The sequence below is a fragment of the Streptomyces sp. NPDC101118 genome (genome assembly GCF_044759445.1).
Lineage (GTDB): Bacteria > Actinomycetota > Actinomycetes > Streptomycetales > Streptomycetaceae > Streptomyces.
In genome coordinates this window covers 201,339-227,345 of record NZ_JBIVZG010000012.1, presented here as the reverse complement: position 1 = coordinate 227,345, position 26,007 = coordinate 201,339, and the positions used below count along the sequence as shown (strand labels likewise).

Here is a 26,007-nt window from a genome sequence, read left to right as displayed (position 1 = left end):
GTGCGGGACGGGGGGTGTCAGGACGCCGGCTGGTGGCCGTCGTTGTCGGGGTAGGCCTCCTCGCGGTGGAAGCCGAGGGAGCGCATCACCGGGAAGTCGTTGAACGAGAACAGGCAGGCGTCCTCGGACGCGTCGAGGTTGTGGTGCTCGTGCCAGGCCCACGACGGCACGCAGAAGATGTCGCCCTGCCGCCAGGTGAAGCGCCGCCCGGCGATGACCGAGACGCCGTGGCCCTTGGCCGCCGTGTAGATCACCGAGCCGGTGTGGCGGTGCGCCTTCGTGGCCTGCCCGGGGCGCAGCAGCTGCAGGTGGGCGCCCATGGTCGGCATGACGGGGCCGCCGGTGACGGGGTTGGTGTATTGCGCGATCACCCCGTCGTACGGGGAGCCCTCGCCGGCCTTCGCCAGGTTGAGCAGGGCCTCGTACGTGGGCTCCCAGGGGTAGGCCAGCAGGGGCGAGTAGGGCCGGGTCCACTTCTCGGAGCCGTACGGCAGCAGGTTCGCCGCGTAGCTGAGGACGGAGGAGTTGATGACCTTCCCGGGCGTCTGGTACAGGTCCGGGTGGACCTCGTAGAAGCCCGCGTCCAGGGCGTTGACCAGGGGGATGTCCAGCCCGTCCTGCCAGATGACGGGGCCGTCCCCGGCGTCGTTGCCGTGCTCGTGCCAGGTGCCGTTCGGGGTGATGGCGAAGTCCCGCGGGCCGACCTTGAGCTTCTGGCCGTCGACGACGGTCCACGCGCCGGTGCCCTCGTGGACGAAGCGCAGGGCGGCGGCCTGGTGCCGGTGCGCGGTCATGGCCTCGCCCGGGCCCATGATCTGGAGGCCGGTGTACAGGAGTCCGGCGGCGGCGCTGACGTCCCGGCGGCCCGGGTTGACGAGCATCACCACGCGGCGGCCGGCGTCGTCGGCCTTCACCAGGTCCAGGGCCTTGCGGACCAGGGGGCGCAGCTCCTCGTAGCGCCACAGGACGGGCACGGACCGGGGCTGCGGGTACCAGGGCTCGATGTCGTTGGCCACGGTCCAGAGCGCGCCGGCCTCCAGGGCGGCCAGCTCGCCGTAGTACGCGGTGAGTTCGGGGGTGTCGGTGACGCGGGCGCGGCCCAGCCGGGTGTCGTCCTGCTCGGGGGTCATGCGTCCTCCTCGGTGGCGGCGGCCTGGTGGCCGGCCGGGGGTACGGGGCGCTGCGCGGGCAGCGGGAAGGGGGGTGGTTCGGGCGCGCCGAAGAGGGCTTCGGGCGCGGTGAAGGCGACGGGGGTGCGGGGGCGGTTGTCGACCTGGAGCCGGAACACGTCGAAGCGGTTGTAGTGCCCGGTGATGTCGTGCATCTGCTTGGGCCCGACGCAGCGGGCCAGGTCGATCTCGGCGTAGACGATGCCCTCGTCGTCCACCAGCGGTTCGGTGACCGGGCGGCCGTCCGGGCCGAAGATCCCCGACAGGGCGCTGCGGGGCCGGGCGAAGAGCTCGCGGACGCGCGCGTCGTCGCCGGCGACGGCGTCCACGATCTCCGGGGAGACGGTGGAGCAGGCCACGACGGAGAACACCTTGCCCTCGAAGCTGTGGGCCGCGGTGCGCACCGCGATGGCCTCCGCCATGTCGTAGTCGGCCGGGGCCACGGGCAGCGCGATGTAGCAGGAGGCGTGGACGAGTTCGCCCTGGGCCAGCAGGGTGAAGCGGGCCAGGGTGTTGGTGTTCTCGCCGCAGGCGAGGGCGCCGAGCGGGCCCACGGGTGTGTGGTGCACGCGCAGGGAGCTGCCGTCGCCGCCGGTCCAGGTGAGCTTCTCGGCCCAGGTGGGCACCAGTTTGCGGTGCACGCCCAGGAGGGCGCCGTCGGGGCCGATGGTGAGCAGGGTGTTGTGGAGGACGCCCAGGCTGTGCGGGACGCGCTCGTTGACCCCGATCACGAGGACCACGCCGTGCTGGCGGGCCGCCGCGCGGAGGGCGTCGACGTGCGGTCCCGGCACGTCCACCGAGGCGCGGTGGAGACGCTCGAACCACGGGGAGCCCTGGACGGGGTTCATGGTCCAGTTCCAGTACGGGTAGCCGGGGACGAACACCTCGGGGAAGACGACCAGGCTCGCGCCGTGCGCGGCCGCCTCGGCGATCAGGGCCACGGCCTTGTCGACGGTGGCCGCCGGGTCGAGGTACACGGGTGAGGCCTGGACGGCCGCCGCGGTGAAGCGGGGCAGCCGTCCGTCGGCCGTGTAGGGGGTGTGCACGGGTTGCCTCCGGGGTTCAGCGGGACGCCGCGGCGGCGGGCCGGGGCTGCCAGCGCCGGTGCACGGGCGCGGCGGGCGCGCGCAGCAGTTCCAGGCGCGGGGGGACTCGGTCGGTACGGGCGCCGGGCGGCCGGCCGCTGCCGGCCCGCCAGGCCGGCGCCCAGGGTGCCGCCGGGCCGTGGTAGCCCTGTGCCGCGGCGGCGTGCAGCGTCCACAGCGGGTCGTGCAGCTGGGCGCGGCCCACGGCGCACAGGTCCGCGCGGCCGGCCAGCAGGATCGAGTTCACGTCGTCGTACGTGGAGATCGCACCGACCGCGATGACGGGGACGCCGGTGGCGTTGCGGATGAGGTCGGCGTACGGGGTTTGGTAGCTGCGCCCGAACCGCGGCCGCTGGTGGGCGACGACCTCGCCGGTGGAGACGTCGAGCGCGTCGGCGCCCGCCCCGGCGAGGGCGCGGGCGATCTCGACCGCCTCGGCCTCGCTGGTGCCCCCCTCGGCCCAGTCGGTGGCGGAGATCCGTACCACCAGGGCCTTTCCGGCGGGCCAGACGGCCCTGACGCGGGCCAGCACCTCCAGGGGGAAGCGCAGCCGGCCCGTCAGGTCGCCGCCGTACGCGTCGGTGCGCCGGTTGGTGAGCGGGGAGAGGAACCCGGACATCAGGTGGCCGTGCCCGTACTGGAGTTCCAGGACGTCGAACCCGGCCCGGTCGGCCCGCTCTGCGGACCGGACGAAGTCCCGGGCGATCAGGTCCAGGTCCGCGCGGGTGGCCTCGCGGGGTACGGCGCTCCGCTCGTCCCAGGCCAGCGGCGAGGCGGCGACCAGCGGCCGGCCGGCCGCGCCGGTGAGCGGCGGCGCGGTGCCGTCCGGGCGGGGCGGGTGGGTGGCGGCCCGGCGTCCGGCGTGGGTGAGCTGGATGCCGAGGCAGGCACCGGACCGGCCGTGCGCGAAGTCGGTGATCCGCCGCCAGGCGGCCTCCTGCGCGTCGGTGTAGAGGCCGGGGCAGGCGGTGGTGGCCCGGCCCTCGGCGCTGACCGCGGTCATCCCGGCGAAGACCAGGCCGGAGCCGCCCAGCGCCTGGGTGCCGAGGTGCACCAGGTCGAAGTCGCCGGGGAGGCCGTCCTGGGCGGTGTACAGCGCGATGGGCGGCACGACGACCCGGTTCCGCAGCCGCAGCCCGCCGAGGCGGAAGGGGCGGAACATGGGCGGGGCGGGGGTTCCGGCGGGGGCGGCTGCCGGTGTCGCCGAGGCCGTCGTCACGGTTGCGGCCGCGGTCGGCAGCGCGCCCGGGTCCGTCCCGTGCCGGGCCGCGACCGCGTCCGTGAACCGGGCGTCCCTCACCCGCAGGTTGTCGTAGGTCACCCGGCGGCTGCGGGTCAGCAGGTTGAACGCGAACTGGTGGGGCTCCTGGCCGGTGTAGCGGCCGGCGTTCTCGAACCATTCGAGGCTGGCCTGCGCCGCGCGCTGGGTGGACTCCACCACCGGCCGGCGCTCGGCCTCGTACGCCGCCAGCGCCGCCGGCACGTCCGGGTGCTCGTGCAGGCAGGCGGCCAGCGCGAGGGCGTCCTCCATCGCGAGCTTGGTGCCGGAGCCGATGGAGAAGTGGGCGGTGTGGGCCGCGTCCCCGAGCAGCACCGTGTTCCCGTGCCGCCAGCCGCTGTTGCGGACGGTGGTGAAGCGGATCCAGCGGGAGTTGTTGGGGATCAGCCGGTGGCCGCCGAGGTGCGCGGCGAGGAGTTCCTCACAGCGCCGGATGCTCGCCCCGTCGCCGGCGCCGGGCGGCAGGCCGCCGGCCACGGCCTCCTCGTGGCGGGCCGCGAGCTCCTCGAAGCCGGCCTTCCGCCAGGCCTCCTCGCCGATCTCGACGATGAAGGTGGAGCGGGTGGCGTCGAAGGGGTACGCGTGCACCTGCAGCGTGCCAAAATCGTGCTCCGAGACGATGAAGGTGAAGGCCTCCAGCACCTTGTCCGTCGCGAGCCACATGTAGCGGCAGTGCCGCTCGTCGAGGTCGGTCCCGAAGCTGTCGCCGAACGCGGCCCGGGTGGCCGAGCGGACCCCGTCCGCGGCCACCACCAGGTCGTGGGAGGCGGCCAGTTCGGCGGCCGGCGGAGCCTGCGTGCGGTACCGGACGTCGACGCCGAGGGCTGCGCAGCGGGCCTGGAGCAGCTGCAGCAGGCGTTTGCGGCCGATGGCGGCGAAGCCGTGGCCGCCCGAGGTGAGCACCTCCCCCCGGTAGTGGACGTCGATGTCGGTCCAGCGGGCGAACTCGGCCGACATGGCGGCGAACACCTCGGGGTCGGCCTGGGCGATCCCGTCGAGGGTCTCGTCCGAGAAGACCACGCCGAAGCCGAAGGTGTCGTCCGGGGCGTTGCGCTCCCAGACGGTGACCTCCCAGGCGGGTGAGAGCTGCTTGGCCAGGGCGGCGAAGTACAGCCCGCCGGGGCCGCCTCCGATGACTGCTACGCGCACGGCGCGCCTCCTGCCGGTTCGAGAGCTGGTGCGGGAGCCGGCCCGGGAGCCGGCTCGGGAGCTGGTTGCGGGGCCCGCGGCCCGGGCGCCGGCGCGAGGGCCGGCGCGGACACCGGTCCGGCCGCGAGGAGTTCCGGCGGCTGCGGGCCCGCCGTGCGCAGGACCTCGCGCACGTCCTCGGGCCACGGCGCCGCGCCGGTGGCCCGGGCGGCGGAGTGGGCGACGACCATGCGGCCGGTGGCGGCGGTCCCGCCGTCCTCGCCGCGGACGGTGAAGGCGTAGTGCAGCGAGGTCCGGCCGACCGCCTCCACGCGCAGCTCGGTCCTGACCTTCTCGCCGAACCAGAGCCGGGCCTTGAAATCGGCCTCGAAGCGCACGCGCGGGATGCTGCCGAAGAGGTGGCCGAGCCCGAGGCCGCGCAGCAGGGCCGCCTCGGCCGCCTCGGCCCAGCGCACCACGGTGGAGAAGTGGTAGTGGCCGGCCGCGTCCGTGTCGCACCACTCGACACGGCGCTCCACGGCGATGCCCGCCGGCCGTGCGGCGGCCCTCCTGCGCAGTTCGGCCCGCTGAAGCTTGCCGTTGCCGGTGCGCGGCAGCTCGGTGACGAACTCGACCGCGCGCGGGTACTTGTACGGGGCGATGGCCGCCTTCACGTGGTCCTGGAGCGCCTTCACCGCGGGCGCGCCGCGGGCCGCGCCGGGGCGCAGGACGACGTACGCCTTGACGAGCGTCCCGCGGGTGTCGTCGGGGGCGCCGACGACCGCGCACTCCGCCACGTCGGGGTGGGTGGCCAGGGCCTTCTCCACCTCGGGCCCCGCGATGTTGTAGCCGGAGGAGACGATCATGTCGTCGGCCCGGGCGACGTACCGGAAGTAGCCGTCGGAGTCCCGGACGTAGGTGTCGCCGGTCAGGTTCCAGCCGTTGCGTACGTACGAGGTCTGGCGCGGGTCGTCGAGGTAGCGGCAGCCGGTGGGGCCGGTCACGGCCAGCAGGCCTGGCTCGCCATCGGGTACGGGATCGCCCGCGTCGTCCACCACCACCGCCCGGTAGCCGGGGACGGGCAGGCCGGTGGAGCCGGGCCGGATGTCCTCGTCGGCGGCGGAGATGAACACGTGGAGCATCTCGGTGGCGCCGATGCCGTCGATGATCCGCAGTCCGGTGGCGGCGTGGAACTCCTCCCACACCGAGGCCGGCAGGGCCTCCCCCGCGGACACGCAGCGCCGCAGCCCGGCGAGCCGGTCCGCCGCTCCGGCGGCCAGCACCGCCCGGTAGGCGGTGGGCGCGGTGAACAGCACGGAGACCCCGAATTCGGCCACGTAGTCGGCCAGTTGGAGCGGGGTGGCCTGCTCGGTCAGCAGCACCGAAGCACCGACCGAGAGCGGGAAGACGACGAGTCCGCCGAGGCCGAAGGTGAAGGCGAGCGGCGGGGAGCCGGCGAACACGTCGTCCGGCAGGGGCTTGAGCACGTGCCGGCAGAAGGTGTCGGCGGTGGCCAGGACGTCGCGGTGGAAGTGCAGGGTGGCCTTGGGCCGCCCGGTCGTGCCCGAGGTGAAGGCGATCAGGGCGACGTCGTCCGCGGCGGTGGCCACGGTGGTGAACCGGCCGTCCTTGGCCGCGCAGCGCGCGGCCAGGTCCGCGGCGTCCGGGCCGCCGAAGGCGAGGACCGGGAGGGCGCCGGTGGCCGCCCTCTCGAGTTCGTCCAGGTGGCGGTGGTCGCAGAGGGCGGCCGAGGGGCGGCTGATGTCGTGGAGTTCGGTGAGTTCGGCGGCGCGCAGCAGCGGCATCGTCGTGACGGCCACGCAGCCTGCCTTGAGGACACCGAACCAGGCGGCCACCAGCCAGGGGGTGTTGGGGCCGCGCAGCAGGACGCGGTTGCCGGGCACCAGGCCGAGGTCCTCGGTGAGCACCTGGGCGACCTGGTTGGCGCGCCGCAGCAGGTCGCCGTAGGTCCAGCGGTCGTCGGGGGTCAGCAGGCAGGGGCGGTCGGCGCCCCACCTGTCGACGGCTTCGTCGAGCAGGCGGGCGGCACAGTTGAGGCGATCGGGATAGCTCAACTCCGGCAGTTCGAAGTGGAGTTCGGGCCAGAGGGCGGGGGCGGGAAGCCGGTCTCGGCAGAAGGAGTCCGCGTGGGCGGACGGGGAGAGCTCCATGGGGCGGCACCTCGATCAGGGGGCAGCGGGGAGGATGGAGCAAGTATCTCGATAATTTGTCGAGCGTCAAGAAAGCTCGACAAAACGAGGTTGCGGTCTCAGGTGGTGGGCACGCACACCCGGACGGTCTTGCCGGACCGGTGCGACCGCACGCTGAGCCGGCCGCGCGCCTCGGCGACCAGCAGGCCCACGATCAGCAGCCCGCGGCCGCCCTCGGCCTCGGGATCGACCGCGAGGGCGGCGCCGGCAGGCGGCTCGAAGCCGGACTCGAAGGCCGGCTCGAAGCCGGGCCCGGCGGCGGCGTCGGCACAGGGCGCGGAGGCGGTGCGCGGTCCGGGGATGGCCGGCGGCGTCGGGTCGCCGTCCTCGACCTCCAGCCACAGCCGGCCGGCACCCACGGCCAGCGTCACGCGCAGCCGGTCGGTCGCGGGCGCGGCATGGCGCACCGCATTGCCGGCCAGTTCCGCGACGGCCAGCAGCAGGGTGTCGGCGAGCTCGCCGGAGACGCCCCACTCGGCGAGCGCGGCGCGCACCCGGGCCCGCAGCAGCGGGACACAGGCGGCGGTGGGCCGGGAGGCCCAGCGCGCGAGACGGGGTCCCGGCGCGGGGGTGGCACCCCCGGCCCCCGCAGCGCCGGCGGGGGCCGCACTGCAGCCGGCGCCCGAGGCGAGACAGGGGGCGGGGGCGGGGTGAGCGGCGGCGGTGAGCATGGCGGGCTCCCGGGGGAAAGTACGGCCGGGCGGGTTGCTCGTGTAATGAGCCGGGAGATGTGTTGGCCAGTGACCTTGTCGTGGCCGGATCCATCTCGCTAGAGTCCGTTGTTACACGTGTAACACGTTAAGCACCGCGCGGCGGCCGGCGCAAGCAAATCCGGACAAAAGTTACGGATCTCGGCCGGTACCGCCTCCCCCGCGAAAGGGCCGCAATGACGCAATCGCTCCCGGCCGAGCTCGACATGAGCTGGCCGCCCCCGCCGTTCCAGGCACCCGTGCCGCCCGTCACCACCGAGGACGGCGTCCGCCGCTTCGACGGGGTCACCTACGCCACCCGGCCCGGGTACCGGCCCCGGCTCCTGGACGTCCTGGTGCCCGCCGCCGAGGGGCCGCTGCCGGCCGTCGTCTGGATCCACGGCGGCGGCTGGCTGGAGGGCGACCGGCGCTACCCGCCGCCGACCGTCCCCGCCGAGCTGCTGCACGGCACCGTCCTGGCCGCCGGTCTCGCGCTGGTCTCCATCGACTACCGCCACAGCCTCGAGGCGCCCTTCCCGGCCCAGCTGCACGACGTCAAGGCCGCGATCCGGTACGTCCGCAAGTTCGCCGACGCCTTCGGCATCGACCCCGACCGCATCGCCGTCTGGGGCGAGTCCGCGGGCGGCCACCTGGCCGCGCTCGCGGGCCTGACCGGCCCCCACAGCCCGGGCGCCGACGGCCTGGAGGGCACCGAGGGCGTGGGCGAGGGCGACACCTCGGTCCGCGCCGTCGTCGACTGGTACGGGGTCTCCGACCTGCCCGCCATCCGCGAGCACGGCATGCCCCCGATGCCCCCCGGCGTCGAGTTCCCCGACCCCTACGACGCCCTGCTGGGCGGCACCGAGGAGGAGCGGCCGGCGCTGGCCGGGGCCGCGAGCCCGGTGACGTACGCGGACGGGGCCGCCACCCCGCCGCCGTTCCTGCTGGTCCACGGCACCCACGACGGGCTGGTCCCCTACAGCCAGAGCGAGGCGCTGCACGCCGCACTGCGGGCGGCCGGCGGAGAGTCGGAACTGCAGCCGGTGGAGGGCGCCGACCACATCTTCCTCGGCACCGCGGACGTCACCCCGATCGTCACCGGCAGCGTCGCGTTCCTCGCCCGCCACCTGGGTGCCTGAGCCGCCATGACCGGAAGATCCGTTCCCGCGCGCCGCACCCCGGGCGTGCTGCCGCTCGGCCTGCTGCTCACCGGGGCCGCGGCCCTGTTGGCGCTGGTCGTCCGCGCGGACGTCGCACGACCGCCCTTCCAGGGGCTCGACCAGCGCTGGCTGGAGCTGATGGGCGGCCCGCACCAGGGCCTCGCCGCCGCGGCGGCCGCGTTCCTCGACTGGTTCGGCGGGCCCCTGGGGGTCGTCGTACCGCTGGGGATGCTGGCCTGGCTGCTGGTCCGCGGGCGCCGCTGGTCCGCGTGCTGCCTGCTCGTCGGCCACCTCGGCGCCGGCCTGCCCGTCGTCCAAGGGCTCAAGCACCTGGTGGACCGTCCCCGCCCCGAGAACCCCCTCGTGAGGGTGGACCACGGCTCCTTCCCCTCCGGGCACGCGGCCGGGGCGGCGGCGCTCGTGGTGCTCGCCGGTGCGCTGCTGGTGCCGGTGGCCCGCCGCCGGGCCTGGTGGTGCGCGGGCACGCTGTTCACGCTGGCCATGATGTGGAGCCGTACCTGGCTGCACGCCCACTGGCTCAGCGACACCGTCGCGGGAGCGGCGGCCGGGGCGGGGGCGGCGCTGCTGATGTGGCGCGCCTTCATGCCCGTGCTCGCCCGGGAAGGACGCGGCTCCGCGGCGCGCGAGGGGGCGCCACGGGCCGGGCGGTCGCCGGCCGTACTCGGCTGAGGTGACCGCGGGAGGCCCCCGGGAGACGCGTTCTCCCGGGGGCCTCCCCTTGCGCTGGGCCGGCCGTCCGCCGGCAGGAGGACTGCCGGCGTCAGGACTACACGTTGTCAGGAGGACTGGCGGTGGACCAGGACCGGTGCGATGCCGTGGACCTGGGGGGCCGTGCCCTCCGTGATCAGCGCGTGCAGGGCGTCGGCGATCTCGGCGGGGGTGGGCAGGTCCAGCGCCACGCTGGTGAGGGGCGGCTGCTGCAGGGCCGACAGCACGAGGTCGTCACAGCCCACCACGGCCACGTCCCCCGGCACGGAGAGGCCCTCGGAGACCAGGGCGTGCATCAGCAGGGCCGCGTACTCGTCGTTGTACGCGAAGACGGCGTCCAGGCCCAGCTCCCGCCAGCGGCCCGCGAGTTCGGTGGCGGACTCCCGCGTGTACGACAGCTCGACCGGCGTCACCGTGACCGGATGGCGTGCGGCCACCCGCTCCGCGCCGGCCAGCCGGGAGCGGGCGAAGGTGTCGAGGCCTCGCTCGCGGGGGATGACCACGCCGATCCTGGTCCGGCCCCGGGCGACGAGGTGCTCCGTGGCGACGGCCCCGATGGCCTCGTGGTCGAAGGCGATGGTGTGGACCCCGGCCACCGGGCGGGAGGCGAAGGCGAGCATCCCGCGCACCCCGGCGCGGGCGAGCACCTCGGCCGCCGGGGCGGTGAACCGGTCGCCGTCGAGGGCGAGGACCGCGGCCGGCCGCAGCTCGGCCCAGGCGCGGGCGGCCTCCACCGGGTCGGTGAAGCGCCCGGCGTGCATGACGGCGGTGTAGCCGTGTCGCTCCAGCTCGCTCAGCAGGCCGTCGACCCACTCGCTGACCAGCCGGCCGATGGCCGAGACGGAGCTGGGCATCAGGACGAGGTTGTTGCGCCCCGCGCGCAGGGACCGGGCGGCGGCGTTCGGTACGTAGCCCAGCTGGGCGGCCGCGGCACGCACGCGGGTCCGGGTGCTCTCGCTGACCCGGTGGCTCTGCGTGTCGTTGAGCACGAACGAGACGGTGGCACGTGAAACCCCGGCCAGCCGGGCCACGTCCGCACTGGTCACCGATGCGGGGGCCGCCTTCTCCTTGGCCATGGCGCGTTCGTCGCTCTCTGTTGTACGGGGCTGCTCTCCTGTGTGCAGGTTACACGAGTCAAGCGCCGAACCGCGGCCGCCCCGGGTGCCAGGGGCGGCACCCGGGGCCGGGTCGGGGCGGCGGGCGGGCCGGGACCGCCCCGAGGAGAGGTGGTGCGGGGGCTACCCGAGGCCGACCCGGTTCCGCCGCCCCTCCGCGTCCGCCCGGTCCTCGAAGAGCCGGCGGCTGGGGCCCGCCAGGTCCTGGACCGGTCCGGTGACGGTGTCGAAGCGCATGGTGTCGCGGGCGGGCCGGTCGTACCGCTCCCAGGTGGGCATGCCCGGGTGGTTGGGGTCGCCGGTGCGGACGAAGGCGATCCAGGCCCGGTGCATGGTGCGGGCCAGGCCCCCGGCGACCCGCGGGTCGAGGCCGGCCAGGAAGGGTGCGTGCGACCAGGCGTCGAAGTTGTCGAAGACGAAGGGGAGTTCGAGGCAGTGCGCGGCCCCCAGCCGGCCTTCGTACGCGGGGGTGGGCAGGTCGAACTGGTACGCCCAGACGGGACGGCCGAGCGCGGCGCGCGCTTCGGCCAGCTCCAGGCAGGGCACCCGGAACAGCTCGTCCGAGATCAGGTCCATGAGCACGTCCGCCGGCCGGGCGCCGGGGCGGGCCCGCTCGTAGGCGGCGTACGCCCCCTCGGCACCCTCCCCGCCGAAGGTGTCGGCCAGCCGGGCGACGACCTGCTCCTTGGTGGCGGAGGCGTACGAACCGTCCAGGGCGAAGCCGAAGTTGGCCTCCTCCCGGGTCCAGCCGAGCAGTACGTCGACGTCGGCCGCCGCGCCGTACAGCAGGGTCTCGGCCGGGTGACGGTCCAGGGTGGTGCCGTCGATCACCGGGAGGAACGGCGTGGGCCAGTAGCCCCAGCGCGCGGTGCGCGCGTACAGCCCTCCCCCGGCGGCGACGAGCGTCTGCCAGGACAGCTCGCGGAGCCGGTCGACGCCGTCGGCCCCGGCGGTCTCCAGGTACGCCCGGGTGCGCTCCAGGCAGGCGTCGGGGCCGGGCAGGCGCAGGCCGAAGGGCGGACTCTGCAGGATCACCCGCTTGAACAGGCCCCGGGCCTCCGGGTGTCCGGCGAGGGCGGCGGTCGACACCGCACCGCCGGACTGCCCGGCGACGGTGACGCGGTCGGGGTCGCCGCCGAAGCGCGCGATGTTGTCCCGGACCCATCGGAGCGCGGCGAGCTGGTCGGTGAGCCAGAAGTTGCCGGCCGGGTCGCCGTCGCCGTCCTTCTCGCCGGTGTAGAGGTAACCCAGCGGCCCGAGGCGGTAGTTGACGGTCACCACGACGAGGTCTCCGTCGCGGGCGAAGGTCGCCCCGGAGTAGCCGGGGAGCGAGCCGGAGCCCGAGACGAAACCGCCGCCGTGGATCCACACCAGTACCGGCCGGGCGGCGCCGTCGGGTGCCGGCGTCCAGACGTTCAGCGTCAGGCAGTCGTCGTCGAAGGGCGGTTCGCCGTGGCCGCCGAGGACCGGGTCCCCGCCCTCCAGGTACATCTGCGGGGCGCTCGGACCGTCGGTGGTGGCGTCCCGGACGCCCTCCCAGCCGGGGTGCGGCCGGGCCGGGCGCCAGCGCAGGGCGCCGACCGGGGGCTCCGCGTACGGCACCGCACGGAAGACGCAGAGGCCCTCCTCGACGGCGCCCTGGAGACCGCCGCCGGGCAGGGTGACGCGGGCGAGTTCCGGGCCTTCGGTGATGCCCATGGGTACATCCTTCCTCGCTCGCCGGAATCCGCTACCGGTCGGCGACACGAATGTATTGCGCTCTTTCAACGGTCGTCAAGAAAGCGACATGCGAGTGGGGTTGGCGCGCGCCCGCGGGCGGGTCGCCGCGATGCGGACGCCGGCGGGGTTCACCACAGGCGGCCGGCCGCGAGCCGCTCCCCTTCCTCGCGCAGCAGGGGGCGGAAGGCCCGCCACAGGAGCAGCGTCGCCCCGACGCCGGCCAGCGCGCCGGCCGCGGTGTCGCTGAGCCACTGGGCGTGCAGCCAGGTGCGGCTCCACATCATGGCGCCGACGTAGAGCGCGGCCGCCGGCCACCACCAGCGGCGCACCCGGGGCGGGAACAGGAGGAGCCCGGTGACGACCACCAGCGTCGCGGCCGTGAACACCTGCCCCGAGGGGTACGAGCCGTCGTTGACCAGCACCCACGGGTGCGGCGGGCGCGGGCGGTCGGCGAGCTGCTTGAGGGGCAGGACGACCAGGATGTTGGCCCCCACGGCGGCGGCGAAGGCGAACAGCCCGGAGCGCCAGCGCCCGTACACGCACAGGCAGCCGACGAGCGCGAGGGGAACGACCACGCCGAGGGGCCCGCCGAGCCGGTCCAGCACGACGGCCAGCCCGGAGACGGCGCCGGCGCGCGAGCCGTCCATCGCACGTTCCCAGGAGTCGTCCAGGCCCTGGAAGAAGGGTGGCCCGTCACCACGGAGGAAGAGCCCGATCGCTGCGGCCAGGGAGATCAGAACGCAGCCCCAGGCGGTGGTGGAACGCGGCGGGACGGCGGGGAGGTGGTGCCCGGTGGGCCGTACCGCGTCCGGGACGGGGATGGAGTCGGGGTCGGGGCCGAAGGGGTGGCGGGGGTCGGCGGGGCGGCCGGCGCCCCGGGTGGGTGGCACCGGGGGCGGGACAGGGGTGTGCCGAGCGGGTTCGCGCATGGCGGGGCCTTTCACGGCGGCGGCGCCGGGAGCGGGGACGGGGGCGCCGCGGCGGGGAGGGGGAGGAAGGCGCAGCGCGGGGGCCCGGGGTGCCGGGCGGCGGGGCTGCGGGAGCGGGGAGCGCAGGCGCCCGCGGTGCCGGGCAACAGGAGCGGCGAGCGCCGGAGCCCGGGGTGCCGGGCAGCGGCGGCGGGGAGCCCGGGGTGCCGGGCGCCGGGAGCAGGGAGCGGGGAGCGCGGCAGGACGCGCGGTCCGGCGGGCGGGGCCGGGGTCACCCGTGCCGGACGGCAGGGAGCATGGCGCATTCCCGTCGGCCGCCGCAACCCCCGCAGGGCGCCGGGCCGCGAAAACCGAGTACCAACTCGGTTACACGTGTCCCACCGGCTGGATAACGACCGTGCCGTAACCCTGGCGCGCCGGTTCGCGGGGTGCTACACAGTCTCCTGAGCCGCTCGGTAACACGTGTAACCAGCCGAGCCGCAGCGCCGGTCGAGCGCCGCCGCGCCTCCCCCTCCGCGACTCCGCGCTCAATTCCCGTAACTCCGCACCGCTCTGTCGCCGTACCTCCGGGTCCTTCCTCAGCACCGCCCACCGGACCCGCCGTACCGCCCCGCACCCTCTCCGCTCAGTCCCCGAGGAGTCGCCGTGACCACGAACGACGTCATCGAGCCCCATCCCGACGCGCCGCCGGAGCACCCCCGCGTGCGCGGCCTGCTCCTGCTGCTGCTCATCGCGAACGCCGCCATGCTCGCGGTCTACATGGGCGTCGGCTCCGTGCTGCTGCCCACGCAGGTCGCGGCCATCGCCGGGGACGACAAGGTCGCCGTCCTGGGCCTGATCGGCGGCATCAGCTCCGTCTTCGCGACCGCCTGCAACCCGGTCGCGGGCGCCCTCTCCGACCGTTCCGGCCGCCGGAACCCCTGGATCCTGGGCGGCGCCCTCGCCTCGCTCGCCGGCCTGGCCTTCCTCGGCTCCGTGGACACCGCGCTGCTGGTCGGCATCGGCTGGTGCCTGGTGCAGGGCACGATGAACGCGTACCAGGCAGCGGTCACCGCGATCGTGCCCGACCGGATCCCGGTGGCCAGGCGCGGCACCGCCTCCGCGCTCGTCGGGCTCGGCCTGCCGATCGGCGGCACCGTCGGCGTCCTGATCGCCTCCCAGACCGCAGACCGGGTGCAGACCGGCTACCTGGTCTTCGGTGCGGTCATCGCCGGCGCCGCCGTACTGCTGTCCTTCTTCTGCCGCGACGTCCGCCGCACCGCCCCCGCGCCCGCCGTGCCCTTCGGTACGCAACTGCGGGCGTTCCTCTCGGCGTTGGCCGCCCATGACTTCCGCTGGGCGTTCATCGGCCGCGCCCTGATGGTGCTCGGCTACTTCTCCGTCATCGGCTACCAGCTGTACATCCTGGGCGACCACGTCGAGCTGCCCGCCGGGCTGACCCCGCCGGCTGCCATGGCCGTGCTCACCCCCGTGACCATGGCCGCCATGGCCGTGTCCACCGTGGTGGGCGGCCTGCTCTCCGACCGCTGGAACCGGCGCAAGGTGTTCGTCGGCGTCTCGGCGGCGCTCGCCGGGCTGGTCATGGTGATCCCCGTGGTCAGCCCGACCTGGACCGGGATGATCGCCTTCAACGCGCTCAACGGCCTCGCCTTCGGCTGCTTCATGGCCGTGGACACCGCCCTGGTCACCCTCGTGCTGCCGAAGGCGGAGGACGCCGCCCGCGACATGGGCGTGCTCAACATCGCCAACGCGGGCCCGCAGATCGTCGCCCCGTTCGTCGCCTCCGCCGTCGTCACGGCGTTCGGCGGCTACACCCCGCTCTTCCTGGTCGGGGGCGCGCTCTCACTGGTCGGCGCGCTCGCGATCCTCCCGATCCGGAGCGTCCGCTGACCGGCGGCCGCCGCCCTCACCGCACGGCCCGGCACCACCGTCCGCACCGTCCGTCGTCACCCGCATCCCAAGGAGCACCCTCCGTGAGAACCAAGCGTCTTCTGCCCCTGGCCGCGCTGCTGCTGTGCACCCCGGCGCTGGCCGGCACCGCCCCGGCGGCGGCCCAGCAGCCGTCCGCGGCCCCCCTCGGCGCGGAGCCGCGCCCGCTGCGGATCCTGCTCACCAACGACGACGGCTACAGCGCCCCCGGCATCCGTGCGGCGTTCCGGCGCCTGACCGAGGCCGGGCACGACGTGACGATCGTCGCCCCGCTCACCAACCAGAGCGGTACGGGGACGAAGATGCTCAGCGGCAGCACGGTCTCCGTCCGGCACCCCGAGCCCAAGGTGTGGGCGGTGGACGGCACTCCGGGCGACTCCGTGGCCTTCGGGCTCTCCGAGGTCTTCGAGGACGCGGCCCCGGACCTGGTGGTCTCCGGCACCAACTTCGGCCCCAACGTGGCTTCGCTGGCCACGCATTCCGGCACGGTCGGCGGCGCCGTCGCCGCCCTGGAGTCCGGGGTGCCGGCCATCGCCGTCAGCACCGGCGGCCTCGCCGCCCCCGACCCCGTGACCACCGTCAACGCCATGGGTCCGACCGTGGACTTCCTGGTCAAGCTGATCGACCGGCTGCGGTCCCGGGCCCGCTCGGGTCCGCTGCTGCCGGGCGGAACCGGGCTGAACGTGAACCACCCGGTGGTCGGCGCGGACGGCACCGGCCGCGCCGAGGGCTCCGCCGTGACCTTCCAAGACCCGCAGTCGCCGCTGGTGCCCGACTTCACCGACTCCGGTGACGGCACCTGGAAGGTGACCGTGCGCTTCGGCCTGCGGACGCCCGCCAAGGGCGGCGACGTGGAGGCGGTGGCGGCGGGCAAGGTCGCCGTCAGCCCCATGTCGGCCGACTGGAACAGCGGTCCGGCCGACACCGCGCGGGTGGCCGCCCTGCTGGCCGGCCTGCGCCCGTAGCTCCCGGTCCGCTCCCCCGCCCCACCCGGCACGGACACCATCCGAAGGAGGCACCATGACCTCGCATCCCCCGGCGGCCCCACGGGCCGGCCGTTCCAGGACGCCCACACGTGCCGCCCTGCCGGCCGCCGCCCTGCCGGCCGCCGCGCTGCTCGCGGCCGGCGCCCTGCTCGGTACGGCCGCACCGCCCGCGGTGGCCGCGGGCACGGCCGCTCGGGCAGCAGCTGTGCGGGCGCCCGCCGTCCCTGCGCCGGCCTTCCTCGCGCAGGCAGTCGTGGCGCCTGCTGTCCTGGCCCCGGCCGCTTTCGCACCGGCCGCCGGGGCTGCCTCCTGGGCGCTGCCGGTCGGCGACGCGGCGGCGCGCCCGGTGGTCCGTACCGCCCCGGGTCCGCTCGTCGGGCGGGACCGGGGCGGCGCCCAGGAGTTCCTGGGGGTGCCGTACGCGGCGCCTCCGGTGGGGGAAGACCGCTTCCGGGCGCCGCGCCCGCCCGCGTCCTGGGGCCCGCCCCGGGACGCGGGCACCCAGGCCCCGGCCTGCCCGCAGTTCTCTCCGTTCGGCCTCCGGGACCCGTCGGCGGTCAGTGAGGACTGCCTGTACCTGGACGTCTACCGGCCGCGCGGGGCGCACCCCGGGTCCCGGCTGCCGGTGCTGTTCTGGATCCACGGCGGCGCGTACAGCCAGGGGACGGGCACCCAGTTCGGCGGCCGGACGATGGCCGAGCTCACCGGGACGGTGGTGGTGAGCATCAACTACCGGCTCGGGCAGCTGGGTTACCTGGCGCTGCCGGAACTGACCGGCGGCGATCCGCTCCGCTCCGGGTCGTACGGGCTGATGGACCAGATCGCCGCCCTGGAGTGGACCCGGCGCAACATCGCGGGCTTCGGCGGCGATCCGGCGGCGGTCACCGTCGCGGGCCAGTCGGCGGGCGCCGGCTCGGTCTGTGCGATGCTCGCCTCCCCGCGGGCCCGGGGCCTGTTCGCCCGGGCCGTGCTCCAGAGCGGCCCGTGCACCCTCCTGCGGGCGCCCGCACGGGTACAGGCCGAGGAGCAGGCCCGCGCGTACGCGGCCCGGCTGGGCTGTGCCGACCCGGCCGCCGTGGCCGCCTGCCTGCGCGGTGCCTCCGTGGCCCGGCTGGTCGACGCCGCGGTCACGCTGCCGGTGTCCGGGCCCGCGTACGGCGACGGGCTGCTGCCGGCCGAGCCCGCGGCGGCCCTCGCGGCCGGGGCCTGGAACAAGGTGCCCGTGCTGATCGGCAGCACCAGGGACGAGGCCCGCTTCTTCGTGGCGCTCACCCAGCCCCGGCTGACCGCGGAGGAGTACGCCGGGCAGATCCGCGCCCGGTACGGGCCCGCCGCCGAGCAGGTGCTCGCCCGCTACCCGGTCGCCGGGTACCCGTCGCCGTACCTGGCCCTGTCGGCCGTCCTCACGGACTCGACCTTCGCCTGCCACACCTACACGACGGCGCGACTGCTGGCACGTCAGGTTCCCACCTACGCGTACGAGTTCGACGACCCGGACTCCCCCACGCTGTACGGCGCCCAGGTGCCCGGGCTCGACCAGTCCAACGGGCACAGCGCCGAACTCGCCTACCTGCACGACTTCACGATGGCGGGCCGTCCGCTGACGGAGGCTCAGACCGCCTTCGCGGGGCGGATGAAGCGCCACTGGGCGGCCTTCGCCCGCACCGGCGACCCGAACGTACCCGGCCGGCCCCCCTGGCCCGCGGCCGGCGCCGGATCCCCCCTGCCCGCCTCCTACACGTCCCTGACCCTCCACCCGACCACCACGGCCCCCTCGACGGATTTCGCCACCACCCACCGGTGCGGCTTCTGGGAGGGCCTGGCCCCGGCCACCCTCTGACGCGGCTGTGAGAGGCTCGTACCCGCGCCAGCCGGCGATGTCCGCGTCAAACCGGGGGGAACCATGCAGGTAGGGGTGTACGTCGCACACCCGCGGCCGGGAAGCTTCAACCACGCGCTGTTCGACGCCGTCGTGGCGGAACTGCGTGCACGGGGAGCCACGGTGTCGGCTCACGACCTGTGCGCCGAAGGGTTCCCACCGGTGCTGTCCGCGGACGAGACGGAGACGGTCGAGGCAGCGGCGCCCGCCCACGACGCGCAGGTGTCGCTGCACCGGGCGGAGGTGGCCACGCTGGACACCCTGGTGTTCGTCCACCCGAACTGGTGGGGCATGCCGCCCGCCGTCCTCACCGGCTGGGTGCAGCGTGTGCTGGCGCCCGGTGTCGCGTACAAGCTGGGCACCGCGGACGGTGAGCCCGCCGGGCTCCTGAGGGCGGGCCGGGCGCTGGTGCTGAACACCTCCGACACGCCCGCCGACCGCGAGGCGAGCGAGTTCGGGGACCCGCTGCACCACATCTGGACGGCATGCGTCCTGCCGTACGTGGGAGTCTCCGACGTACGGCGGGTCGTGTTCCGCACCGTCACCGACTCGTCCGGCGAGGAGCGCGCGGCGTGGCTGGCCCACGCACGGCAACAGGCGGCCGCGCTCCTGGCCTGACATGGCGGCCCGGACGCGCGCGTCACCACTCCGGGTGGACGTCGTGGCTGTCGTAGCGGGTGCCCGCCGGGGTGATCCAGGGGCGGAAGCGGCCGGGGCCCGTGCTCTCGGGGCTGTAGCCGACCACGTCGCCCGTCTCGTCGGTGACGATCACCGCGCCGGACTTCTGGGCGCTGCGCAATGCGTGGGTCCAGTGCCGGCCGCGGTGGCCGGTGCGGTAGTCGGGGGTCTTGCACTGGGACATCGTTGCTCACCTGGTGGAACCGAGTGGGTGGTGGGGTTGGAGGGCGTGTCGGCAGCGCCGAACTTGTCCTTATACCCACTCGGCCGCCAATCGAACATGCGTACACGGGTCGCCCGCCGCTCGGGCGGGGGCCCGTGTCCGCTCCCCCGCCTCACCCCGCCCGGAGTGCGCCCGCCCGTGCCGCTGCCAGCGTGACCGCCACCGCTCGGTCCGCGGTCGTTCCGTCGACCGGTTCGGCGGTGAACACGAGGCGGAAGTAGATCGGCGCGACCAGGGCCTTCACGAGTTCGGCGGGGTCGGTGGCCGGCGGGAGTTCGCCCCGCTCGACGGCCCGCGTGACGACCGGTTCCGCCCGCCGGAAGCGGTCCTCGAAGAGGGCGCTCTTGATCGCGGCGAGGGGCGGCAGGCGTACGGCGTCCGAGAGGACGGTGGTCAGCAGGGCGCGGCCGGCGGGCGTGGTCATGGTGGCGACGAGGGCCCGGGCCAGCGCGCCCAGGTCTCCCTCCACCGACCCGGTGTCGGGGATCGGGACGTCGGCGGCGAAGTGGCCGGTCAGCGCGTCCGTGACCAGGGCGTCGGCGGTCTTCCAGTTCCGGTAGATCGTCGTCTTGTGCACGCCGGCACGCTGGGCGACGCCCTCGACCGTCAGGGCGGCGTACCCCGTCTCGGTGAGCTCGGTGACGGTCGCCGCGAGCACGGCGGCACGCATCTTGGCCCCTCGGCCGACTGTGGCTCCCCGTGCGGACGGGGACGGTGACCCGGACGGCCCGGCAGACTGCATTGCAACTCCCAGTTGCGTTATGGACGGAACGTACTCCATCATCAGGCTATCGCAACTTCGAGTTGCGATGCGCGGCGGACGTGGCGTTGCCCTGCCCTGTCCCAGGCCGCCGCCTGCCCGTCTGCCGACCACCGATGTGAGGTCTCCCGTGAACCCTGCCCCTTCCCACCGGTCCCCCGGCGCTTCCCTGCCGGGCCGGTGGACGCCGGACTCCATCCCCGACCAGGCCGGCCGGCGCGCCGTGGTCACCGGCGCCAACAGCGGGATCGGGTACGTCACCGCCCGCGAACTGGCCTGCCACGGAGCGCAGGTCGTGCTGGCCTGCCGTGACCGGGCGCGCGGAGAGGCCGCGTTGCAGCGCCTGCGCACGGAAGTGCGCGGCGCAGAGGTGGAGTTGCGGCTGCTCGACCTCGCCGACCTGGGGTCCGTACGCAGGTTCGCGGAGGGCTGGGAGGGTGGCCCGCTCGATCTCCTGGTGAACAACGCCGGCATCGCCATGGTGCCGTTCTCCAGGACCGCCGACGGCTTCGAGTCCCAGTTCGGCGTCAACCACCTCGGCACCTTCGCGCTCACCGGACTGCTCATGCCGCACCTGCTGGCCGCCCCGGATCCGCGCGTGGTCACGGTCAGCAGCGAGGGCCAGCGCTTCGCCCGCTTCGACCTGGCCAACCTCGACGCGGAGCGCGGGTACCGGGCGATGTCCGCGTACCTGCAGTCGAAGCGCGCCAACCTGTACTTCGCCGCGGAACTCCAGCGCAGGGCCGACGCCGCGGGACTGCCGCTGCGGAGCATGGCGGTCGCCCCCGGGCTCACGCGCACGAACGTGCTGACCGGCGGCGCCAACGGCAGCCGGGGCCGGGCGTACGGCGCGGTGGTGCGGCTGCTGCTGCGCAGCGCGTTCCGCCCGACGCCGGAGGGCGCCAGGACCTCGCTGTACGCGGCGACCGTGCCCGCTCTCCCGGGAGGCAGCTACGTCGTGCCCGACGGGGCGTTCCAGCTCCGGGGCGAGCCCGTGCCGAGGAGCGGGGAACGGGCCCTCCGCGACGCGGCCACGGCCCGACGCCTGTGGGCGCTCTCCGAACGGCTCACGGGAGTGGTCTACAGCGGGTCCACGGCGGAGCCGCGCCCCGTGTGACGGCCTTCCCGAGGCCCGCGACACGCCCCTAAATCGCTGGCGCGGGCCGGGGGCGCAGGGGGATGATCCCGGCGTCCGCGCCGCCCAGTGAGGGAGCACCGTTGTGATGAGCGTTGCCGCGTCCGAGCCGTCGGGGGACCTGCCCGAAGTGCGTGTGGCGGGCGGGGTGGTGCGGGGGAGCCGCGAAGCGGGGGTGGCGGTGTTCCGTGGCATCCCGTTCGCGGAGCCCCCGGTCGGTGCGCTGCGCTTCGCCGCGCCACGGCCCGTACGCGGGTGGGACGGGGTGCGGCCGGCGGTGTCGTACGGTCCGCCGCCCCCGCAGGGTGGCCACTTCGGCATGGACGCGCTGGCGGCGGATGCGGCGGGCGACGACTGGCTGACGGTCAACGTCTGGTCGCCCGACCCCGGTCCCGGTGCGGGTCTGCCGGTGATGGTGTGGATCCAGGGCGGCGCGTACTCGATCGGGATGTCCGGGCTTCCCGAGTACGACGGGGGCCGCCTGGCGCGGGACGGCGTCGTGGTGGTGACGTTCAACTACCGCGTGGGACTGGAGGGTTACGGGCAGCTCGCCGGGGCGCCCGCCAACCGGGGCCTGCTGGACCAGATCGCCGCCCTGGAGTGGGTGCGCGACAACATCCGGGCGTTCGGCGGGGACCCGGGCCGGGTCACGGTCTTCGGCCAGTCGGCGGGTGCCGGGTCGGTCGCCGCCCTGCTGGCCACCGGGCGCGCCGCCGGGCTGTTCCGCCGGGCCGTGGCCCAGAGCGTGCAGGGCACCTTCTTCACGCCGGAGCTGGCCGCCGACATCGCGGGGGCCTGCGCCGCGGAGCTGGGGCTGCGGCCCGTCGCGGCCGACCTCTCGGGGGTGGACCCCGCCCGGCTGGCCGCCGCCGGCGACGCGGTCGGCGCCAAGACCGAGCAGTGGGCCGACCGCTGGGGGCCGGTCGCGCACCGGGCGATCCCCTTCTCGCCGGTCGTCGACGGTGACACCCTGCGCGCCACCCCGTGGCAGGCCCTGGCGGACGGCGCGGGCCGGGACGTCGAACTCCTCGTCGGGCACACCCGCCACGAGACCCGGCTGCTGGCGGCGCTCGACGGAGTGCTCGGCCAGGTCACGCCCGAGCAGGCGGAGACCGCGCTGCGCGTCTACGGGCCCGGCCCGGATGCCGCGCTCCGCTACCGCGAGGCGTTTCCCGACGCGGGTCCCGAGGAGCTGTACGAACTGGTCTGCTCCGACTGGCTGTTCCGCATGCCGTCGCTCCACCTCGGCCAGGCCCAGTCCGCTGCGGGGGGCCGCGCCCACGTGTACGAGCTGACCTGGCCCGCCCCGGGCATGGGCGGCGCCCTCGGCGCCTGCCACGGCCTCGACGTACCGCTGGTCTTCGGCAACCTCGACCGCGGCCAGCCCGCGATGCTGATCGGCGAGGGCCCGGACCCGGAGGCCGGGGAACTGTCCGCGCGCATGCGCGCCGCGTGGACGGCCTTCGCCTCCGACGGCGACCCCGGCTGGCCCGCGTACGACCCCGCGCAGCGCCCCGTACAGCTCTTCGACGCCCGGCCGGCCCTCGCCGCGTACCCGGAGGAGGCCTCGCGCCGGCTCTGGCAGGACCACGCGTTCCGCGCGCTGCCGCTGCTGGGGCACTAAGGCGTGCGGGAGGCCGGCGCATGGCCCCGAGCACTGCCCCTGCGCCGGCCCTTCACCCGTCACAGAGCGGTCACGGACACCACATGGGCGCCCCGCGCCCGCGAGCATGGCGCAATGCGCACACACCACACCGCCGGCGTGCTCGTCGCGGCCGCCGCCCTGGCCGTCACCGGCTGCACCCCGCAGGCCGACGGCAACGGCAAGGCCCCCGCGCCCGGCACGCCCTCACCGACCGCCTCCGCGACCGGCGCCGACCGCACGCCGGGCGCGAAGACGGCCAGGCTGCCGGACCTCGTCGGCAAGGGACTCCAGACCGCTCAGGACGAGGCGCAGGCCGCTGGGTTCCACGCCTTGACGTCACACGACGCGCTCGGCCGCGACCGGCTCCAGGCCCTCGACCGGAACTGGAAGGTCTGCTCGCAGACACCACCCGGCGGTGACGCCGTGGACACCGGCGCCACGATCGACTTCGGCGCCGTCAAACTGGAGGAGACCTGTCCCGCCGTGGACGCGCCGGGGCCGAAGCCCGTCGGCAGTACCATGCCGAACTTCGTCGGCCAGGGCATGAAGGCCGTCCGGGCTTCCCTGCCCTCCAACGCGTCGATCTTGGTGAGGGACGCGCTGGAGAACCGCATGGTCCTTCAGGAGTCCAACTGGAAGGTCTGCTCCCAGGACCCCGGGGCGGGGACCAGGCTGAACGGGCAGCCCGTCGCGTTCACCGTCGTCAAGACCGACGAGACGTGCCCCTGACCAGCCGCGCGTCCGGCCGGAGGATCGGGGCTACCCCTCCGCCGGGGTCCAGAACTGGCGCGGCCCGAAACCCTCGCGCCGGAGCATCGGCCTGGCCGGCGGCCCGGCCCTCGGCGTCCGGCTGCGCAGCCGGGCACGAACGTACCGCCACGAAGAGGGCCGCACAATAGGTCTAGGCCAATGCGCTCTCGCGCCCCAACCGCCGCGCCCGGCAACGGGATCCGTACGCGGCACGCCTAGGGCGCGGGCGTCGCGGGTTCCTGCCCGTCGGGCACGGGGCGTACGGCGCAGGGCCCGGCACCCTCCGGGCGGGGCCAGTAGCGGCCTTCGAGGCCCTCGGCGCTGCGGTTGAGGCGAACCAGTACGTCCTCCAGCTCGCGCACCTCCTCGGGGGACCAGCCGGCGACCACCCGGGCCAGGCACGCCCGGTTCACCTCGCGGTCTCCGGCGAGCCGGCGGCCGCCTTCGTCGGTGATGCGCAGCTTGCGGGCCATGCCGCCGTCCGGGTCCGCGACGCGCTCGGCCAGTCCGCAGCGCAGCAGGGCGGCCGTCTGGCGGTTCACGGTCGAGGTGTCGAGCCCGAAGGCATCGGCCAACTGCCCGATGGACATGGGTCCCTGGGTGTCGATCCGGCTGAGCAGCAGGTACGCCGACCGCTCCAGGCGCTCGGGGTCGCGCTCGCGCCGGGCCAGCACCTGGTGCCGCGAGAGCAGCATCAGCTCCCGCTCCAGTCTCTCCAGCACTACGCCTCCCGCTCCTTCCGGCGCCCCATTATCGCCGACCCGGCGGCCCGGGGACCCCTCCGGGTGCGGCAATATGCATGATACATAGCGTGTGTACTATGCACTTCTCGTTGCCACCCGACGAGCCACAGCCTCAACCCGGAGGACCCGCATGACCGTCACCACGTCCACCGCCTCCCGCGCGGCCGAGATCCTGTCCCGGCCCGTCACGCTGAACGGCCTGACCGTCCCCAACCGCATCGCGATGGCGCCGATGACGCGGATGTTCTCCCCCGGCGGCGTGCCCGGCGAGGACGTGCAGGCGTACTACGCCAGCCGGGCCGCCGCGGGCGTGGGCCTGATCGTCACCGAAGGCACCTACGTCGGCCACGAGTCCGCAGGTCAGAGCGACCGGGTGCCGCGCTTCCACGGCGAGGAGCAGCTCGCGGGGTGGGCGCGGGTCGCCGCGGCCGTGCACGAGGCGGGCGGCACGATCGTGCCCCAGCTGTGGCACATCGGCATGGTGCGCAAGCAGGGCCAGGAGCCGTACGCCGACGCGCCCGCGATCGGCCCCTCCGGCATCCGCGTCGACGGCACCGAGGGGACCGGCAGGGCGATGACCCGCGCCGACCTCGACGACGTCATCGGCGCGTTCGCCGACGCCGCCGCGGACGCCGAGCGCATCGGCTTCGACGGCGTCGAACTGCACGGTGCCCACGGCTACCTGCTCGACCAGTTCCTGTGGGAGCGGACCAACCGCCGCACCGACGGCTACGGCGGCGACGCGGTGGCCCGTACGAAGTTCGCGGCGGAGATCGTGGCGGCGGTCCGCGAGCGCGTCTCGGCCGACTTCCCGGTGATCTTCCGCTACTCGCAGTGGAAGCAGGAGGCGTACGACGCCCGCCTCGCGGAGACCCCGGAGGAGCTGGAGGCGATCCTGGCGCCGCTGGCGGCGGCCGGGGTCGACGCGTTCCACGCCTCCACGCGGCGCTACTGGCTGCCGGAGTTCGAGGGCTCGGACCTGAACCTGGCGGGCTGGACGAAGAAGCTCACCGGCCGGCCGACGATCACCGTCGGGTCGGTCGGCCTCGACGGCGACTTCATCCGCGCCTTCGTCGGGGAGGGGGCGGCGCTCGGCGACATCGACAACCTGCTGGACCGCATGGAGCGCGACGAGTTCGACATGGTGGCCGTCGGCCGGGCCCTGCTGCAGGACCCGCAGTGGGCGGCGAAGGTCCTCGGCAACCGCTTCGACGAGCTGAAGCCGTACGACGCGGCGGCGCTGGGCACGCTCAGCCGATAGCGGGCACGCGGTGGACGGGCAGGAGGCGGGCCCACGAACGCGCCGTGACGTCGGCAGCCCGACATCACGGCGCGTTCGTGCTCCCGGCCGGGGTCCTTCAGGTCTCACAGGTCTTTCAGGTCTTTCAGGCCTTTCAGGACAGGAGCTGTCCTTTGAGCCGGTCATGGTGGAGGGCATGAGCACCGACATGACGGCCCGGATGCTGCGACTGCTGTCCCTGCTGCAGACCCCCCGGGACTGGTCCGGCGCGGACCTGGCCGACCGCCTCAGGGTGACCGTGCGCACCGTGCGCCGCGACGTCGACCGGCTTCGCGACCTGGGCTACCCCGTCGAGAGCGCCCGGGGCCACGCCGGCGGCTACCGGCTCGCCGCCGGCACCGACCTGCCCCCGCTGCTGCTCGCCGACGACGAGGCCGTCGCCGTCGCGGTCGCCCTGCGGACCGCCGCCGGCGGCCTGACCGGCATCGAGACGGCGCTGCGCGCCCTGGCCGCTGCCCGGCGGCGACCCCGGCGCCTTGGTCGCGGGCCGGCTGTCCGCGGCCCCCGCCCGTCACCGGGTTGTCGCCACCGTACGGGCCTCCGCCGACGACGTACGCGCCCACGCCCGCCACCGGGCCACCCGCATCCGCCCGCTCGACCGGGCCACCTGCCTGGTCGACGCCTCGGACGACACGCTCCCGCGCATCGCCCGCACCTTGGCCGGCCTCGCCGCCGACTACACCCTGGACGCCGACCCCGACGTACTCGACCACCTCCGCGAGGCGGCCCACCGCACCCTGCGCGCCACCGGCCGACACGCCGGCTGA

Annotated in this window: 21 protein-coding genes and 3 pseudogenes; 12 read left to right on the top strand and 12 right to left on the bottom strand. The window is 75.0% G+C overall.

Features of this window, described 5'->3' with window-relative positions; all coding sequences use genetic code 11:
• Nucleotides 1–17 precede the first annotated feature (17 nt).
• From ACIQUQ_RS20920 to ACIQUQ_RS20895, 6 genes and pseudogenes are all read right to left on the bottom strand, one after another.
• The gene (locus tag ACIQUQ_RS20920; protein WP_403977814.1) at nucleotides 18–1,130 is read right to left on the bottom strand and encodes a cupin domain-containing protein; all 1,113 of its coding nucleotides are present in this window, start codon (nucleotides 1,128–1,130) and stop codon (nucleotides 18–20) included.
• Complete coding sequence (locus ACIQUQ_RS20915) at nucleotides 1,127–2,215, bottom strand: carbon-nitrogen hydrolase family protein (RefSeq protein WP_403977812.1); 1,089 nt, start codon at nucleotides 2,213–2,215, stop codon at nucleotides 1,127–1,129. The genes ACIQUQ_RS20920 and ACIQUQ_RS20915 overlap by 4 nt, the downstream gene beginning before the upstream one ends.
• A gap of 16 nt (nucleotides 2,216–2,231) precedes the next feature.
• The gene (locus ACIQUQ_RS20910) at nucleotides 2,232–4,682 is read right to left on the bottom strand and encodes an FAD-dependent monooxygenase (RefSeq protein ID WP_403977810.1); all 2,451 of its coding nucleotides are present in this window, start codon (nucleotides 4,680–4,682) and stop codon (nucleotides 2,232–2,234) included.
• Nucleotides 4,673–5,176, bottom strand: a pseudogene (locus ACIQUQ_RS20905) (acyl-CoA thioesterase); the annotation flags it as partial. The gene ACIQUQ_RS20910 and the pseudogene ACIQUQ_RS20905, both read right to left, overlap by 10 nt.
• A gap of 36 nt (nucleotides 5,177–5,212) precedes the next feature.
• A pseudogene (locus tag ACIQUQ_RS20900) lies at nucleotides 5,213–6,832 on the bottom strand (AMP-binding protein); the annotation flags it as partial.
• 98 nt (nucleotides 6,833–6,930) lie between these two features.
• Nucleotides 6,931–7,542: an ATP-binding protein gene (locus ACIQUQ_RS20895; protein WP_403977808.1), complete on the bottom strand. Its 612-nt coding sequence runs from the start codon at nucleotides 7,540–7,542 to the stop codon at nucleotides 6,931–6,933.
• Nucleotides 7,543–7,757: 215 nt separating this feature from the next.
• Between ACIQUQ_RS20895 and ACIQUQ_RS20890 the strand changes: the two genes are divergently transcribed.
• Nucleotides 7,758–8,699: an alpha/beta hydrolase fold domain-containing protein gene (locus ACIQUQ_RS20890; RefSeq protein WP_403977805.1), complete on the top strand. Its 942-nt coding sequence runs from the start codon at nucleotides 7,758–7,760 to the stop codon at nucleotides 8,697–8,699.
• A gap of 6 nt (nucleotides 8,700–8,705) precedes the next feature.
• Entirely contained in the window at nucleotides 8,706–9,410 is a 705-nt protein-coding gene (locus tag ACIQUQ_RS20885; protein ID WP_403977803.1) for a phosphatase PAP2 family protein, read from the top strand.
• 107 nt (nucleotides 9,411–9,517) lie between these two features.
• On the opposite strand, the gene ACIQUQ_RS20880 is transcribed toward ACIQUQ_RS20885, so the two are convergent.
• From ACIQUQ_RS20880 to ACIQUQ_RS20870, 3 genes are all read right to left on the bottom strand, one after another.
• Complete coding sequence (locus ACIQUQ_RS20880) at nucleotides 9,518–10,525, bottom strand: LacI family DNA-binding transcriptional regulator (protein WP_403977801.1); 1,008 nt, start codon at nucleotides 10,523–10,525, stop codon at nucleotides 9,518–9,520.
• Between the two features lie 162 nt (nucleotides 10,526–10,687).
• A complete protein-coding gene (locus tag ACIQUQ_RS20875; RefSeq protein ID WP_403977799.1) occupies nucleotides 10,688–12,262 on the bottom strand; it encodes a carboxylesterase/lipase family protein in 1,575 nt (524 codons plus the stop codon).
• A gap of 149 nt (nucleotides 12,263–12,411) precedes the next feature.
• Entirely contained in the window at nucleotides 12,412–13,173 is a 762-nt protein-coding gene (locus tag ACIQUQ_RS20870) for a phosphatase PAP2 family protein (RefSeq protein WP_403977797.1), read from the bottom strand.
• Nucleotides 13,174–13,857: 684 nt separating this feature from the next.
• Between ACIQUQ_RS20870 and ACIQUQ_RS20865 the strand changes: the two genes are divergently transcribed.
• From ACIQUQ_RS20865 to ACIQUQ_RS20850, 4 genes are all read left to right on the top strand, one after another.
• Entirely contained in the window at nucleotides 13,858–15,102 is a 1,245-nt protein-coding gene (locus tag ACIQUQ_RS20865; RefSeq protein WP_403977795.1) for an MFS transporter, read from the top strand.
• 83 nt (nucleotides 15,103–15,185) lie between these two features.
• Nucleotides 15,186–16,106: a 5'/3'-nucleotidase SurE gene (gene surE / locus ACIQUQ_RS20860; RefSeq protein ID WP_403977793.1), complete on the top strand. Its 921-nt coding sequence runs from the start codon at nucleotides 15,186–15,188 to the stop codon at nucleotides 16,104–16,106.
• Nucleotides 16,107–16,161: 55 nt separating this feature from the next.
• A complete protein-coding gene (locus ACIQUQ_RS20855) occupies nucleotides 16,162–17,967 on the top strand; it encodes a carboxylesterase/lipase family protein (protein WP_403977791.1) in 1,806 nt (601 codons plus the stop codon).
• Nucleotides 17,968–18,030: 63 nt separating this feature from the next.
• On the top strand, nucleotides 18,031–18,624 hold the full coding sequence (locus ACIQUQ_RS20850; protein ID WP_403977789.1) for an NAD(P)H-dependent oxidoreductase: 594 nt from the start codon (nucleotides 18,031–18,033) through the stop codon (nucleotides 18,622–18,624).
• Between the two features lie 22 nt (nucleotides 18,625–18,646).
• On the opposite strand, the gene ACIQUQ_RS20845 is transcribed toward ACIQUQ_RS20850, so the two are convergent.
• Nucleotides 18,647–18,868, bottom strand: a complete 222-nt coding sequence (locus ACIQUQ_RS20845; RefSeq protein ID WP_403977787.1) for a hypothetical protein — start codon at nucleotides 18,866–18,868, stop codon at nucleotides 18,647–18,649.
• 151 nt (nucleotides 18,869–19,019) lie between these two features.
• The gene (locus ACIQUQ_RS20840; RefSeq protein WP_403977785.1) at nucleotides 19,020–19,577 is read right to left on the bottom strand and encodes a TetR/AcrR family transcriptional regulator; all 558 of its coding nucleotides are present in this window, start codon (nucleotides 19,575–19,577) and stop codon (nucleotides 19,020–19,022) included.
• A 220-nt stretch (nucleotides 19,578–19,797) separates the two neighbouring features.
• Between ACIQUQ_RS20840 and ACIQUQ_RS20835 the strand changes: the two genes are divergently transcribed.
• From ACIQUQ_RS20835 to ACIQUQ_RS20825, 3 genes are all read left to right on the top strand, one after another.
• A complete protein-coding gene (locus ACIQUQ_RS20835) occupies nucleotides 19,798–20,784 on the top strand; it encodes an oxidoreductase (protein ID WP_403977783.1) in 987 nt (328 codons plus the stop codon).
• Nucleotides 20,785–20,890: 106 nt separating this feature from the next.
• Nucleotides 20,891–22,426 (top strand): carboxylesterase/lipase family protein, encoded by a 1,536-nt coding sequence (locus ACIQUQ_RS20830; RefSeq protein WP_403977781.1) that lies wholly within the window; start codon nucleotides 20,891–20,893, stop codon nucleotides 22,424–22,426.
• A 114-nt stretch (nucleotides 22,427–22,540) separates the two neighbouring features.
• On the top strand, nucleotides 22,541–23,176 hold the full coding sequence (locus tag ACIQUQ_RS20825) for a hypothetical protein (RefSeq protein ID WP_403977779.1): 636 nt from the start codon (nucleotides 22,541–22,543) through the stop codon (nucleotides 23,174–23,176).
• A gap of 236 nt (nucleotides 23,177–23,412) precedes the next feature.
• Here the strand turns inward: ACIQUQ_RS20825 and ACIQUQ_RS20820 are convergent, their stop codons facing one another.
• Complete coding sequence (locus ACIQUQ_RS20820) at nucleotides 23,413–23,916, bottom strand: MarR family winged helix-turn-helix transcriptional regulator (protein WP_403977861.1); 504 nt, start codon at nucleotides 23,914–23,916, stop codon at nucleotides 23,413–23,415.
• 154 nt (nucleotides 23,917–24,070) lie between these two features.
• Here ACIQUQ_RS20820 and ACIQUQ_RS20815 point away from each other — a divergent pair, with 154 nt between their 5' ends.
• The 3 genes and pseudogenes from ACIQUQ_RS20815 (at nucleotide 24,071) to ACIQUQ_RS20805 (ending at nucleotide 26,007) form a co-directional block, all read left to right on the top strand.
• A complete protein-coding gene (locus ACIQUQ_RS20815; protein WP_403977777.1) occupies nucleotides 24,071–25,201 on the top strand; it encodes an NADH:flavin oxidoreductase in 1,131 nt (376 codons plus the stop codon).
• A 175-nt stretch (nucleotides 25,202–25,376) separates the two neighbouring features.
• Nucleotides 25,377–25,754 (top strand): annotated as a pseudogene (locus ACIQUQ_RS20810) (helix-turn-helix transcriptional regulator); the annotation flags it as partial.
• The gene (locus tag ACIQUQ_RS20805; protein WP_403977867.1) at nucleotides 25,717–26,007 is read left to right on the top strand and encodes a hypothetical protein; all 291 of its coding nucleotides are present in this window, start codon (nucleotides 25,717–25,719) and stop codon (nucleotides 26,005–26,007) included. The pseudogene ACIQUQ_RS20810 and the gene ACIQUQ_RS20805, both read left to right, overlap by 38 nt.

Bases quoted from the DNA above. Each gene is read 5' to 3' on its own strand.
- ACIQUQ_RS20920 (WP_403977814.1), bottom strand. From the start codon at position 1,130: ATGACCCCCGAGCAGGACGACACCCGGCTGGGCCGCGCCCGCGTCACC.
- ACIQUQ_RS20895 (WP_403977808.1), bottom strand. From the start codon at position 7,542: ATGCTCACCGCCGCCGCTCACCCCGCCCCCGCCCCCTGTCTCGCCTCG.
- ACIQUQ_RS20890 (WP_403977805.1), top strand. From the start codon at position 7,758: ATGACGCAATCGCTCCCGGCCGAGCTCGACATGAGCTGGCCGCCCCCG.
- ACIQUQ_RS20885 (WP_403977803.1), top strand. From the start codon at position 8,706: ATGACCGGAAGATCCGTTCCCGCGCGCCGCACCCCGGGCGTGCTGCCG.
- ACIQUQ_RS20880 (WP_403977801.1), bottom strand. From the start codon at position 10,525: ATGGCCAAGGAGAAGGCGGCCCCCGCATCGGTGACCAGTGCGGACGTG.
- ACIQUQ_RS20875 (WP_403977799.1), bottom strand. From the start codon at position 12,262: ATGGGCATCACCGAAGGCCCGGAACTCGCCCGCGTCACCCTGCCCGGC.
- ACIQUQ_RS20855 (WP_403977791.1), top strand. From the start codon at position 16,162: ATGACCTCGCATCCCCCGGCGGCCCCACGGGCCGGCCGTTCCAGGACG.
- ACIQUQ_RS20850 (WP_403977789.1), top strand. From the start codon at position 18,031: ATGCAGGTAGGGGTGTACGTCGCACACCCGCGGCCGGGAAGCTTCAAC.
- ACIQUQ_RS20845 (WP_403977787.1), bottom strand. From the start codon at position 18,868: ATGTCCCAGTGCAAGACCCCCGACTACCGCACCGGCCACCGCGGCCGG.
- ACIQUQ_RS20840 (WP_403977785.1), bottom strand. From the start codon at position 19,577: ATGCGTGCCGCCGTGCTCGCGGCGACCGTCACCGAGCTCACCGAGACG.
- ACIQUQ_RS20830 (WP_403977781.1), top strand. From the start codon at position 20,891: ATGAGCGTTGCCGCGTCCGAGCCGTCGGGGGACCTGCCCGAAGTGCGT.
- ACIQUQ_RS20825 (WP_403977779.1), top strand. From the start codon at position 22,541: ATGCGCACACACCACACCGCCGGCGTGCTCGTCGCGGCCGCCGCCCTG.
- ACIQUQ_RS20815 (WP_403977777.1), top strand. From the start codon at position 24,071: ATGACCGTCACCACGTCCACCGCCTCCCGCGCGGCCGAGATCCTGTCC.